The organism is Caulobacter sp. GW821-FHT10C03, assembly GCF_059415485.1.
On sequence record NZ_JBWKNI010000001.1, the window covers coordinates 212,590 to 225,087 of the forward strand.

The window sequence follows — 12,498 nt, forward strand, 5'->3', positions numbered from 1 at the left end:
GACCCGGAAGTCCGCCCCTTCGATCGTCTTTGACCGGCTTAGTCGACCAGCGGTCCTTGCGGACCGTGACCGGCGGGGGCCGCCTCGCCGGTCGGCGCCGGCGCGTGGTGCGAGTGATGGAAGAACCGCCCCATCAGCTTGTTCGACCAGTTCTTCACCTGGTCCATGAACACGAACACCACCGGGATGTAGAGCAGCGACAGGAAGGTCGAGGTGATCAGGCCGCCGATGACGGTGATCGCCATCGGGGCCCGGAACTCGACGTCGGCGCCGAAGCCGATGGCCACCGGCACCATGCCCGCGCCCATGGCCACGGTGGTCATCAGGATCGGTCGGGCCCGCTTGTGGGCCGCGTCGATCAAGGCCTCGCGGCGGGTCATCTTGCCGTCCTTCATCGCCATGATCGCGTACTCGACCAGCAGGATCGAGTTCTTGGCGGCGATGCCCATCAGCATCAGGATGCCGATCAGGCTCGACATCGAGAAGCTGCTGTTGACCAGCTTGAGCAGGGCGAAGGCGCCGCCGATGGCCAGCGGCAGGGCGGCCATGATGGTCACCGGGTGGGCGAAGCTGCGGAACAGCAGCACCAGCACGACGTACATCAGCAGCAGGCCGGTCACGAGGGCCATGACGAAGCCGGAGATCATCTCGGCGATGAACTCGGCGTCGCCGGCGGCCACTTCCTTGACGCCGTTGGGCAACGACTTGACCGAGGGCAGGGCGTGCACCCGTTTGGAGGCGTCGCCGACCACGATGCCGTCGAGTTCGGCGGTGATCTCGGCCACGCGCGAGCGGTCCTGGCGGTTGATCTGCGAGGGACCCGCGCCGAAGCGGATGTCGGCCACCGCGTTCAGCGGCACCGAGGCCCCGCTGGACGAGGGCACCTTCAGGGTCTCCAGCACCGACAGGTCCTCGAGCGCGTTCTGCGTCAGGCGCAGGCGGATCGGCACCTGGCGGTCGCCCAGATTGTACTTGGGCAGCGACTGGTCGACGTCGCCGATGGTCGCCACCCGCACGGCCTGCGAGATCGCGCCGGCCGAGACGCCCATGCGGGCGGCCTGGTCGGGACGCGGGGTGACGATGATCTCCGGACGGGCGATCGAGGCGGTGTTGACCACGTTGGCCAGGCCCGGGACCGAGCGCATCTCGGCCTCGACCTTGCGCGCGGCGGCCTCCAGTTCGGGGCCGTCGTCGCCGACCAGCCGCAGGGTGTAGCTGCCGCCGTCGCCGGGGCCGCCGCCGCTGTTGCTGCCCGCGCCGATGCGGGCGCCGGGGATCGCCTTGAACTGGTCGACCATCTGGCGCGTGAACAGCTGCTGGTTCATCCGCTCGCCCTTGGGCACGAGGTCGGCGGTGACGCGCGCCTTGTTGACCCCGTCGTTGCCGACCGAGGCGTAGACGCTCTTCACTTCCGGACGGGCCTTCAGCTCGCGGGAGACGCGCTGGGCGATGGCGTCGGTCTCGTCGAGGGTGGAGCCGGGCGGCAGCTCGATCGAGAACGGCGCGCGGCCGCGGTCGGCCGCCGGCTGGAACTCGAAGGGCAGCAGCGGGATCAGGGCCAGCGACGCGACGAAACTGACGAAGCCGATGATCAGCACCTTCCACTTGTTCCGCAGCGACCAGTTGAGGGCGCGCAGATAGCCCGGCATCCAGAACGGGTCGGTGTCGGGCTTGTGGTGCGGCTTGAGCATGTAGGCGCCCATCAGCGGCGTCAGCATGCGGGCGACCAGCAGCGAGAACAGCACCGAGACGCAGGCGGCCAGGGCGAAGGCCTTGAAGAACTGGCCGATGATCCCGGGCATGAAGCCGGTCGGGGCGAACACCGCCACGATGGTGAAGGTGGTGGCCACCACGGCCAGGCCGATCTCGTCGGCGGCCTCCATCGCCGCGTTGTAGGGCGACTTGCCGCCCCGCATGTGGCGGACGATGTTCTCGATCTCGACGATGGCGTCGTCGACCAGGATGCCCACGGTCAGCGACAGGGCCAGCAGGGTGACGCCGTTCAGCGACTGGCCCAGCGGAGCCATGATCGCGAAGGTCGGCAGCAGCGACAGCGGAATGGCCACGGCCGCCAGGAAGGTGGCGCGCCAGTCGCGCAGGAAGATGAACACGACGATGACCGCCAGGACGGCGCCGAGGACCAGGGCCTCCATCGACGCCCAGTAGCTTTCCTCGATGTACTTCACGTTCGAGGTCAGCTCGGTGATCGTCAGTTCGGGATGCTCCTTGTCGAGCTTCTCGATGGCCTTGCGGACCTTCTCGGCGACCTTGACCTCGCTGGCGCCGCGCGAGCGGACCATGTTGAAGGTCACGACTTCCTGGTTGTCGGCGCGGGCGCGGTTGCGCGGCTCGGCCCAGCGATCGGTGACCTCGCCGAGGTCGCCCAGGCGCACGGTGCCGCCCGAGGACAGCGGGATGCGGGTCTCGCGAAGCTGGTCCACCGAGCCGGCCGCGCCCAGGGTGCGGATGGCGCGCTCGGAGCCCGAGACGGTCACCCGGCCGCCGGGCAGGTCGGCGTTGGTGCTGGCCAGGGCCTGGCTGACGGCGGCGGCGGTGACGCCGCGCGCGGACAGGCGGTCGGGATCCAGGGCGACCTGGATCTCGCGGCTGACGCCCCCGAGACGATTGACCTCGCCGATGCCCTTGATGGCCAGCAGGGTGCGGGCGACGTCGTTGTCGACGAACCAGCTGCGCTGCTCGGGCGTCATGTTCGGGCCCTTGACCACATAGGTGATCAGCGGGTCGCCGGAGATGTCGATGCGGGTGACGTTGGGGATCTGCATGTCCTGCGGCAGGGCGGACTGCAGGTTGGACATGGCGTTGCGCACGTCGTTGGTGACGCGCTCGTGGTCGACCCCCAGCTCGAACTCGATCATGGTCGACGAGTAGCCGTCGCCCACGGTCGAGGTGATGTGGCGCACCTGGCCCAGGCCCGCGACCGAGTCCTCGATCAGGCGGGTGACCTGGGTCTCCAGCTCGCTGGGGGCGGCGCCCGGTCGCGAGGCCGAGATCACCACCAGCGGCAGGTCGACGTCCGGGTTGTTGTTGATCCGCATGCTGGCGAAGCCGGAGATCCCGGTGATCGTCAGCATCACGAAAAGCATCAGGACGGGGATCGGATTCTTGATCGCCCAGCGCGAGATGTTATTGGCGTTCATCGGCCGGCCCTAGCGTTTGGCGGCGGAAAGGGTGGGCGCGGGCAGCACGCCCGACACCCGCACCGCGTCGCCGTCGCCCAGGAAGCCGGCGCCCTGCACGATCACGCGCTCGCCGGCCTGCACGCCGTCGACGGCGGTGACCTCGCCCGTGCGGGCGAGGACGGCGACCTTGCGGAACTGGGCCTTGTGCTGGGCGTCGATCAGAAACACTCCCGCCTGGTTCTGGCGATAGAGGATCGAGGCGCTGGGCACGACGGGCGAGGCCTGGTCGCCGGCCTGGATCTGGGCGCGGGCGAACATCCCCGGGCGGAAGGCGCCCATCGACGACAGGGCGATGCGGGCCACGCCCAGGCGGGTCTGGGTGTCGACCTCGGAGGTGACGAGGCGCACGCGGCCTTCGGCCTGGCCGACCTGCTCGGAAGCGATGCGGGCGGGCATGCCGGCCTTGACCACGCCGAGGTCGGTCTCGGGGATCTCGGCGTCCAGCTCCAGGCGGCCGTCGCGGACGATGCGGAAGAGCTCGCTGCCGGCGCTGACGATCTGGCCCTTGGTGACGCTGCGGCGGACGATCAGGCCCGAGACCGGGGCGCGGATCGAGGCCTGGGCCAGGCGAGCGGTGGTTTCGCCCTGGGCGGCCTGGGCCGAGGCCAGTTGGGCGGCGGCGGTGGCCTGCTTGGCCGTGGCGGTGTCGAGCGAGGAGGCCGACAGGAAGCCCTTGGCCTGCAGCTCGCGCGAGCGGCGCAGAGAGGCTTCGGCCTCGGCCAGGGTGGCGCGGGCGCTGGCGACGGCGGCTTCCTGCTGGCGCAGCTGGGCGCGCAGCAGGGTGTCGTTGAGGGCGACCAGCACCTGGCCCTGGCGGACGAACTGGCCTTCCTCGGCGTTGACGGCGACGGCGGTCAGGCCGCCGGTCTCGGCGCCGACCGGCACCTCTTCCCAGGCCGAGATGGTGCCGGAGGCGTTGACCACGCGGGGCAGGGGCAGCACGGCGACCGGCGCGACGCTGACCGTCTGGGCGGCGACGGGCTTCTTGCCCTTGGCCTCGGCCTTCTTTTCCTTGCCGCAGGCGGAAAGGCCGACGGCGGAAACCGTCAGAACCAGGGCCAGCGCCGTCGTGCGCCCGAAAGACCCCTTGAACCCGTAACCCACGACCTGCCCCTTTTTCGCCGAAGTCCCAGCTGGGTCTTCTAGACGAGAAACCGGGTTCGCCGAATTAAATCGGGGTAAGGCGCGTCCAGCGGGCAGGCGGAGGGGGTCAGGCTTCCTTGCGCGCGCCCTGCGCCTCGGTCGCCGAGGCCGCGCGGATCAGCTCCAGCACGTCGACGATGATCGCCTGCATGGCGGTCTGGGCGGCCACGGCGTCGCGGGCGATGATGGCGTTGGCCACATCCTCGTGCGAGGGGATCGAGGCCGTGCGGCCCTTGATGCGGTTGGTGAAGCGGATCGAGATCCGCAGCGCCGTGTTCACCAGCTCGTGCAGCTCGCTGTAGAACGGGTTCTTGGTCGCGCTGAGGATGGCGATGTGGAAGGCGATGTCGGCGGTCAGCGGATCGTCCTCGCCCTCGGCGGCGGCCTTCATCCGGGCCAGGCCCTTGCGGATGGCCTCCAGGCCGGCCTCGTCGGCGTTGCGGGCGGCCAGGGCCGCGGCCACCGGCTCGATCCCCAGGCGCATCTCGGTGAAGTCCGACAGCAGGCGCAGGCTGAACTTGCGCTCCAGCAGCCAGCGCAGCACGTCGGGATCGAGCAGGTTCCAGTTGGCTTCCGGCTCGACCACCGTGCCGTGGCGGGGGCGGGCGCTGAGCAGGCCCTTGGCGGTGAGCATCTTCACCGCCTCGCGCGTCACCGTGCGGCTGGCCCCGAACTTCTTGGACAGTTCGCCTTCGGTCGGAAAGCCGATCTCGGCGTATTCGCCCGTGACGATGGCCTGACCAAGAGATTCCACGAGGCCGTAGGTGAGGCTCAGTCCAGGCTGGGTGCGCATCGCCAAAGTCTTCTTTTCTATACGTCGGACGCGAAACGAATCGCCCCTGTGTAACGTGGTTCGGGCAGACCCGGAACGGTCACGTCATAAGCGAATACATCGCCCGCGCGCGGTTGTCTGACCAATTCGTCTTCCGAGAGCTCGTCGCGGGCCGAAGTGACATACAGCGTGCGCAGGTCGTCTCCCCCGAACGCCACGCAGGTGGGCTGGCTGGCGGGGACGTGCAGGGTCTCCAGCACGCGGCCGTCGGGCGCATGGCGCACAACGGTTCCGGCGGCCCAGCGGGCGCTCCACAGGCAGCCTTCGGAGTCGACCGTGGCCCCGTCGGGATAGCCCTCGGTCACCTCGGCGAAGACCCGGCGGTTGCTCAACGTCCCGTCCTCGTCGAGGTCGAAGGCGAAGATGGTCTGCAGCGGGCTGTCGGAAAAATAGGCGGTCTTGCCGTCGGGGCTGAAGGCCAGGCCGTTGGCGATCTGCACGCCGCCGAAGTGGGCGGTGAAGTCGCCGGCGTGGTCCAGACGCCAGACGCTGGCCTGCGCGAGGTGCCGGATGGCCTCGTCCTCGACCATGGTCCCGGCCCAGAAGCGGCCCGAGCGATCGACGCGGCCGTCGTTGAAGCGGCGGCCGTTGGCCTGCGCCTCGACGCGATGCAGCCACTCGACCTGGCCCGAGGCCAGGTCGAACAGGCCAAGGCCCGTCTCGAAGGCGGCGACGACGCGGCCGGCGTCATTCGGAAGCAGGGCGATCGAGCCGATGCGCTCGGGGGCGGCGAAGGTTTCGACCGCGCCGCTGGCGGGGTCGAAGGCGCGCAGGCGGCGGCTCTGGATGTCGGTCCACAGCAGGCGGCCGGCGTGGATGTCCCACACCGGCCCCTCGCCGAGCACGTCGCCGGCCGCGATGATCGCGGCCGGCGTCTGGCTGGAGATCACCACCACGTGGCGTACAGGGCGATGAGGATCAGGATCACGCCCACGCCGGCGATGTTGAAGCCCTTCGTGGTCTTGTAGGTGACGCCCTCCAGGCTGACGACGTTCACCTCCTTCTTCTGCGGGGCGACCAGCGAGACGACGACGGCCGCGATCAGGGCCAGCACGAAGACCAGGCCGACGCGGTTCATGAACGGCATGTCGGGCAGGCCGAACTTCAGGGCCAGCGACAGGATCACCGAGCCGGCCGTGGCCACCAGGGCGCTGGCGGTGGTGGCGCGCTTCCAGAACAGGCCCAGCATGAAGATCACCACGATGCCCGGGGTGAAGAAGCCGGTGTACTCCTGGATGCGCTGGAAGACCTGGTCGGCGCCGCCCAGCAGGGGCTTGGCCGACAGGATGCCGATGATCACGGCCACGACGGCGGTGATGCGGCCGACCAGCACCAGGTGGCGCTCGCTCGAGTCCTTGCGGGTCTTGGCGTAGAGGTCGAGGGTGAAGATGGTGGCGATCGAGTTGATCTTGGCCGCCAGCGACGCGACGATCGCGGCCACCAGGGCGGCGAACACCAGGCCCAGCAGGCCGGGCGGAAGCAGCTTCATCATCTCCGGATAGGCCTGGTCGGGCTTGGCCAGGCCGGGAGCCAGCACCAGGGCGGCGAGGCCCGGGATGACCACGATGACCGGCATCAGCAGCTTCAGATAGGCCGCGAAGGCGATGCCCTTCTGGGCTTCCGGCAGGTCCTTGGCGCCGAGGGCGCGCTGGATGATGTACTGGTTGAAGCCCCAGTAGCTGACGTTCATCACCCACAGGCCGCCGAACAGCACGGACAGGCCCGGCAGCTCCTTGTAGTGCGGGCTGGCCTTGTCGAGGATCATGTCGAAGTGTTCGGGGAACTGGCTGGTCAGGTGGGTGAAGCCCGCGACCACGCCGCCGTCGCCGCCGATCTTGCTGAGCGACAGGAAGACGATGATCAGGCCACCAAGCACCAGCAGGGCCACCTGGACGATGTCGGTCAGGGCCACGGCCTTGAGGCCGCCCCACAGCTGGTAGGCCAGGGCGAAGACGCCGATGGCGACCAGGGCCCACATCTGGTCCATGCCCGTGACGGTGTGCACGGCGATGGAGCCCAGCCACAGGATCGAGGTCAGGTTCACGAAGACGTAGAGGCCCAGCCAGAACAGCGCCATCAGGGTCCGCACGCTGGGGCCGTACCGCTGCTCCAGGAACTGCGGCATCGTCACGATGCCGTTCTTCAGGAAGATCGGCAGGAAGAACTTGCCGACGATCAGCAGGGTCAGGGCCGCCATCCACTCGTAGGAGGCGATGGCCAGGCCGATGGCGTAGCCCGAGCCGCTCATGCCGATGATCTGTTCGGCCGAGATGTTGGCGGCGATCAGCGAGGCGCCGATCGCCCACCAGGGCAGAGCCTTCGACGCGAGGAAGTAGTCGGTCGAGTTCTTCTTGTGCCCGCCCTTGTCGCGGGAAACCCACTGCGCCAGGCCGAAGATGGCCACGGCGTATATCGCCAGGATGACGAGATCGATGGTTGCTAGGTTCTTCACGTGGGCTTCCCCCCTTTAGGGCTGCTCTTCGTTATGATCGTTAGACGGCTCAGCCGCCGGTCTGCGCAGTCCAGGCCGCGACCAGGGCGCGGGCGCGTTCGCCGACTTCGGCCGCCGTGTAGCCCGGACGGTAGAGTTCGCCGCCGACGCCGATGCCGGCCACGCCGATGTCGAGCCAGGGCTTGAGGTTGGCCGCGCCGACGCCGCCGACCGCGTAGACCGCGATGTCCTTGGGCAGGACGTCGCGCACGGCCTTCAGGTGACCCGGGCCGAACGAGCCGGCCGGATAGAGCTTCAGCGCCTTCGCGCCCGCCTTCACGGCCGTGAAGGCCTCGGTCGGGGTCGAGAAGCCGGGCATGACGGTCAGGCCCAGCTCGACGGCGCGGGCGATGACCTCGGGGTCGATATTGGGGGTGACGATCAGCTTGCCGCCGACCGCGGCCACGTCGTCGACCGCCTGCGGGGTCAGGACGGTGCCCGCGCCGCACAGGGCCTTGTCGCCGAAGGCCTCGCACAGCTTGCCGATGCTGACCAGCGGCTCGGGCGAGTTCAGCGGGATCTCGATGTAGCCGATGCCGGCGTCGACGAGCGCGCCCGCGATCTCGACGATTTCGTCGGGCTTCACACCGCGCAGGATGGCGACGATGGGCGGGGCGTCAGGCAAGGACATGGGCATCACGCGTCAATGAGGTGGACAGGGAGGATAGGCCGGCGAGAACGGCGGCGTCGCCGTCGATCTCGAAGCTGTCGCCGCCGGCGGCGGCGATGGCCTTGGCGTAGAGGACGTTCAGGGCCGGGGCGCCGATCAGGGCGACCTTGCCGAGCTGGCCGAACCAGCCGGCCGCGCCAGCGGCGTCGGCGCCGATCAGCAGGCCCGACAGGAAGCCCATGGCGTCGGCCTTGGGCAGGCCGTCGATCAGCTGGCGGCTGCGGGTCTCGAACAGCAGGTGGGGCAGCAGGGCCGCGCCCTTGTCGGTGATCCGCGAGAGGCCCAGGTCGAAGCCTTCCGGCGTCGCGGGCGCGTCGCCGGCGGCGGCCTTGGCCAGGATCGAGTGCTCGCGCAGTATGGCGAAGACCTCGCCGACCGGCGCGGTCAGGAACGAGGTGATCGCCCCGTCCTCGACCACGACCCACTTGGTGTGGGTGCCGGGCATGGCCAGCAGGTGGCGGCCGGTCTTCAGTTCCGGGTTCAGCGCCAGGGCGCCGAGGATCTGGGTCTCCTCGCCGCGCATCACGTCGGGACCGCCCAGCGGGTTGGTGCACGACAGGCCCGGCACGATCGAGACGGTCAGGCCCTGGGCCTCGACCTTGACCAGACGCTCGGTGATCGCCGCGGCGTTGGCGGGGCAGGGGGCGTAGGGGGCTTCGACCCAGCCGTTGCGCGAGCCGACCATGCCGCACAGCAGGATCGTCTCGGGACCGGCTTCACGCCAGTCGCCGACGAGGTCGAGGAAGGTCTGCTCGGGCGAGGCGCTCAGCGAGCCGATGCCGGGACCGTCGCGACGGTCCAGCACGCTCTTGCCCTGGCGCAGATAGAGCCGCAGGCGCGAGGTGCCCCAGTCGCCGAAGATGGTGATGGACGGATCGGACGCGACCATCAGCAGGCTCCCCCGTTTCGAGCGCTTCCCTGGTGAAGCCGTCCGGAGTCGTCAGCCTGCGTCATGTTCGTCCCTAAACGCGCGCCTGGCGGGAGTCTTTCACGCCGGGTCGCAAGGCATTTATAATATAATAATGATCGGCGCAAACGGCAGGGTGGTCCAGCCTCCTTCGAGTGTGGTCAGACCATTGTTTCGCCTAGGGGTTTAGGTTTGTAGCGTTTGCGCCTGTGACCCAAAAGCGGCGCCTATAGCGGAAATGATAGCGCTATCAATTTTGGCTTGATGACCACAATTATATGACTATAGCTACCAATCAGATTGTGCGGGGCGGGTTGTCCCGCACGTCACCGGCGCCGATGAGAACGCCGGGGCGGATTCACCTACTGGGGAAGGAAACGGGCATGCGACGCCTCAATAACTCACATCGTTTCATGTTCGGCGCTTCGGTCCTGGCGCTGTGCGCCGTGGCTCCGTTGACAGCGCTGGCGCAGACCGCCGCTACGACCACCGAAGACACCCAGGTCGAAGAGATCGTGGTCACCGGTCAGCGGGCCCAGATCCAGTCGGCCCAGAAGATCAAGCAGAACGCCGAAGTGATCGTCGACTCGATCACCGCCGTCGACATCGGCGCCCTGCCGGACCGTTCGGTCTCGGAAGCCCTGCAGCGCATCTCGGGCATCACCCTGCAACGCACCAACGAAGCGCGCGACCCGGCCCGGATGGCCGCGGAAGGCGGCGGCGTGGCCATTCGCGGCCTGTCGTGGGTGCGTTCGGAAACCAACGGCCGTGACATCTTCTCGGCCAAGAACGGCCGCGGCCTGAGCTTCGAAGACGTGTCGGCCGACCTGCTGGCCGGCGTCGACGTCTACAAGAACCCGTCGGCCGACATGATCGAAGGCGGCATCGGCGGCACCGTCAACCTGCGCACTCGCGTGCCGTTCGACCAGAAGGGCCGCCTGTTCGCCTTCTCGGGCGACTACAACTACGGCGAACTTCAGAAGAAGGGCTATTACTCGGGCAACGTGATCGCCAGCGATCGTTGGGACACCAACATCGGCGAATTCGGCGCCCTGCTGGCCTACAGCTATTCGGAAGTCGGCAACCGCACCAACAGCATCTCGGTCGACCGCTACGACCCGATGACCGTCAACGGCAAGACCGTCTATGTGCCCAAGGCCATGGGCTGGCGTTCGGTCGACTGGGAGCAGAAGCGCCAATCCCTGGCCTTCGCCGCCCAATGGCGTCCGAACGACAAGTTCGAGTTCACCCTGCAGGCCATGGGCTCGAAGGCCAATCCGAAGGACCTGGAGCGCGCCGCTCTCGTGGAAAACACGATGAGCCAGAGCAACGCCAACGGCTACACCTACAACTCGGACGGCGTGTTCACCGGCGGCACCGTCTATGACGCCCAGTACACCGCCGACACCCGCGCCGGCGAAGGCCACAAGAAGACGGCCGACATCGCCCTGAACGGCAAGTGGTTCGTCAACGACGCCTGGACGATCTCGGGCGACCTGCAATACGTGAAGTCGACCTCGAAGACCTCGAGCCTGACCGTCTTCACCCAGCTGCAGGACAACGCCGGCGTCGACGGCGACCTGCCGGACGTCAACTGGAACCTCAACACCAGCGTGCCCACGGTCACGACGGTCGGCGCCAACAACACCTACGTCAAATCCCAGTACTACTGGGCCGCGGCCATGGACCACATCGACGAGAGCGAAGCCTCCGAAAAGGCCGCCCGCCTCGACGTGACCTACGAGTTCCCGGAAGACGGCTGGCTGAAGACCTTCCGGTTCGGCGTCCGCGCCACCGACAAGGAATTCGAATCCCGCGAGTCGAGCTGGAACTGGAGCCTGCTGAGCGCCCAGTACTGGGGCGGCGGCACGCCGGTCTACCTGACCGACAGCGCCACCTCGAACCTGTCCGAGCTCTACACCTTCAAGAACTTCTTCGGCGGCGACGTGCAGGTTCCGGGCGTGGCCTGGTTCCCGACCGCCAGCGTGGTCACCAACGGCGCCCAGAACGCCTACAACCTGCTGAAGTCGACCGAGACGGCCGGCTGGGGCTGGTCGCCGGTCACCACCTACGCCGACGCCAACAACAATAATCAGAACGAGAAGACCTACGCCGGCTACGGCCTGCTGCGCTTCGGCTCCGACACCCCGTTCGGCACGAACATGCCGCTCGACGGCAACATCGGCGTCCGGATCGTGAAGACCGAAGCCACCGCCGGCGCCGGCGCCGCGGTTTCGAGCGCCCCGACCACCAGCTGCGCCACCGGCGTCATCGCCGCCGACCTCGCGCACTGCAACGCCGCCGTGGCCTTCGGCAGCGGCACCCTGACCACCGCGGGCGCCAACAACGACTACACCGACGTCCTGCCCAGCCTGAACCTGCGCTGGCACGTGACGCCGCAACTGCAGATCCGCTTCGCCGCCTCGAAGGCCGTCGTGCGTCCGACGATGGTGCAGCTGCAGCCCTACACGACCCTGGGCTTCAACTTCGCCACCAGCGGCACCACGGCGACCACTCTGTGGGCGACCGGCACCGGCGGCAATCCGAACCTGCGTCCGACCAAGGCCAACCAGTTCGACCTCAGCGCCGAATGGTACTTCGCGCCGACCGGCAGCCTGACGCTGGCGCTGTTCCGCAAGAACATCAAAGACTACATCTACACCGCCACCAGCACCGAGACCTACGTCCAGAACGGCCAGTCGATCGACTTCGCCGTCACCCGTTACGCCAACGGTTCGGACGGTTCGGTCCAGGGCTTCGAGATCGGCTACCAGCAGTTCTACGACTTCCTGCCGGGCGCCCTGTCGGGCATCGGCGTGCAGGCCAACTACACCTTCATCGACAACGAGGGCGGGGCCAACGCTCCGGCCAGCGTGTTCGACAGCACCCAGGTGGGCGCGGCCAACTCCAAGCTGCCGATCGAAGGCATGTCGGGCCGCAGCTACAACGTCGCCGTGATGTACGAAAAGTACGGCATCTCGGCCCGCCTGGCCTACAACTGGCGTCAGCGCTACCTGCTGACCAGCTCGGCGGCCAACGTCAACGCTCCGGTCTGGTCGCGTGACTACGGCCAGCTGGACGGCTCGGTCTTCTACAGCATCAACAAGCAGTACAAGGTCGGCGTCCAGGCCACGAACATCCTCAAGGAACGCACTGTCCTCGAGGTCGGCTATCCGGAACGCGTCGCTCCCTACAACTGGGTGGAGACCGACCGTCGCGTGGCCTTCGCGGTCCGCGCCGCCTTCTAAGGCGGTC

General features: G+C 68.1%; 8 protein-coding genes. 1 reads left to right on the forward strand and 7 read right to left on the reverse strand.

The features are described from left to right. Positions 1-38: 38 nt before the first annotated feature. From AC07NG_RS01065 to AC07NG_RS01095, 7 genes are all read right to left on the reverse strand, one after another. Positions 39-3,158 (reverse strand): efflux RND transporter permease subunit, encoded by a 3,120-nt coding sequence (locus tag AC07NG_RS01065; RefSeq protein ID WP_494591590.1) that lies wholly within the window; start codon positions 3,156-3,158, stop codon positions 39-41. Positions 3,159-3,167: 9 nt separating this feature from the next. After that, entirely contained in the window at positions 3,168-4,304 is a 1,137-nt protein-coding gene (locus AC07NG_RS01070) for an efflux RND transporter periplasmic adaptor subunit (RefSeq protein ID WP_494591591.1), read from the reverse strand. 106 nt (positions 4,305-4,410) lie between these two features. Further along, the gene (locus tag AC07NG_RS01075; RefSeq protein WP_110117987.1) at positions 4,411-5,136 is read right to left on the reverse strand and encodes a FadR/GntR family transcriptional regulator; all 726 of its coding nucleotides are present in this window, start codon (positions 5,134-5,136) and stop codon (positions 4,411-4,413) included. Between the two features lie 17 nt (positions 5,137-5,153). Further along, the gene (locus AC07NG_RS01080) at positions 5,154-6,071 is read right to left on the reverse strand and encodes an SMP-30/gluconolactonase/LRE family protein (protein ID WP_494591594.1); all 918 of its coding nucleotides are present in this window, start codon (positions 6,069-6,071) and stop codon (positions 5,154-5,156) included. Beyond that, a complete protein-coding gene (locus AC07NG_RS01085) occupies positions 6,062-7,627 on the reverse strand; it encodes a sodium/sugar symporter (protein ID WP_492855116.1) in 1,566 nt (521 codons plus the stop codon). The genes AC07NG_RS01080 and AC07NG_RS01085 overlap by 10 nt, the downstream gene beginning before the upstream one ends. A 49-nt stretch (positions 7,628-7,676) precedes the next feature. Next, positions 7,677-8,297: a 2-dehydro-3-deoxy-6-phosphogalactonate aldolase gene (locus AC07NG_RS01090; RefSeq protein ID WP_492855115.1), complete on the reverse strand. Its 621-nt coding sequence runs from the start codon at positions 8,295-8,297 to the stop codon at positions 7,677-7,679. Then, complete coding sequence (locus tag AC07NG_RS01095) at positions 8,284-9,225, reverse strand: 2-dehydro-3-deoxygalactonokinase (RefSeq protein WP_110117983.1); 942 nt, start codon at positions 9,223-9,225, stop codon at positions 8,284-8,286. Before AC07NG_RS01095 ends, AC07NG_RS01090 begins: the two co-directional genes overlap by 14 nt. Positions 9,226-9,626: 401 nt before the next feature. Between AC07NG_RS01095 and AC07NG_RS01100 the strand changes: the two genes are divergently transcribed. Further along, complete coding sequence (locus AC07NG_RS01100; protein WP_494591596.1) at positions 9,627-12,491, forward strand: TonB-dependent receptor; 2,865 nt, start codon at positions 9,627-9,629, stop codon at positions 12,489-12,491. The last annotated feature ends 7 nt before the right edge of the window (positions 12,492-12,498 follow it).

Bases quoted from the DNA above. Each gene is read 5' to 3' on its own strand.
- AC07NG_RS01090 (WP_492855115.1), bottom strand. From the start codon at position 8,297: ATGTCCTTGCCTGACGCCCCGCCCATCGTCGCCATCCTGCGCGGTGTG.
- AC07NG_RS01065 (WP_494591590.1), bottom strand. From the start codon at position 3,158: ATGAACGCCAATAACATCTCGCGCTGGGCGATCAAGAATCCGATCCCC.
- AC07NG_RS01100 (WP_494591596.1), top strand. From the start codon at position 9,627: ATGCGACGCCTCAATAACTCACATCGTTTCATGTTCGGCGCTTCGGTC.
- AC07NG_RS01075 (WP_110117987.1), bottom strand. From the start codon at position 5,136: ATGCGCACCCAGCCTGGACTGAGCCTCACCTACGGCCTCGTGGAATCT.
- AC07NG_RS01095 (WP_110117983.1), bottom strand. From the start codon at position 9,225: ATGGTCGCGTCCGATCCGTCCATCACCATCTTCGGCGACTGGGGCACC.